This window comes from Mesorhizobium sp. M7A.F.Ca.CA.002.15.2.1, assembly GCF_003998715.1.
GTDB lineage: Bacteria > Pseudomonadota > Alphaproteobacteria > Rhizobiales > Rhizobiaceae > Mesorhizobium > Mesorhizobium ciceri.
The window spans coordinates 1-491 of sequence record NZ_RZPI01001253.1 but is presented as its reverse complement, the minus strand read 5'-3'; the positions used below and the strand labels follow the sequence as shown (position 1 = coordinate 491).

Below are 491 nucleotides of genomic sequence, written 5' to 3'. Positions count from 1 at the left end.
CTACCGGCCAAGCCTCGGCCCGAATGGTGGCGCGGTCAAGACTGGCCGCCTACGAACCTTGCGTCGGAAAATCGGTTAGTTTCCCGGCAAGATCTTGCCCGGGTTCATGATATCAAGCGGATCGAGCGCCTGCTTGATGGTGCGCATGATGTCGACGCCGTGGCCGAGCTCGTGGCGCAGGAAGCCGATCTTGCCCTGGCCGATGCCGTGCTCGCCGGTGCAGGTGCCGTCCATGGCGATGGCCCGCATGTTGAGCCGCGCGACGAATTTTTCCGACAGCGCGATCTCCTTGGGATCGTTCACATCCATCAGCACAAGCACGTGGAAATTGCCGTCGCCGGCATGGCCGACGATCGGCGCGATCAGGCCCATCTCGGCGATATCGGCCTCGGTTTCCATGACGCATTCGGCAAAGCGCGAGATCGGCACGCAGACATCGGTCGACAGCCCCTTGGCTCCCGGCCGCAGGGTCAGCGACGACCAGTAGGCGT

1 protein-coding gene is annotated in these 491 nt (G+C 63.5%); it reads right to left on the bottom strand.

Annotated elements, in window-relative coordinates:
- Window positions 1-75: 75 nt before the first annotated feature.
- Window positions 76-491, bottom strand: a 416-nt coding sequence (locus ENZ74_RS33980) for an FAD-linked oxidase C-terminal domain-containing protein (RefSeq protein WP_281059784.1), incomplete at its 5' end; no start/stop codon positions are given.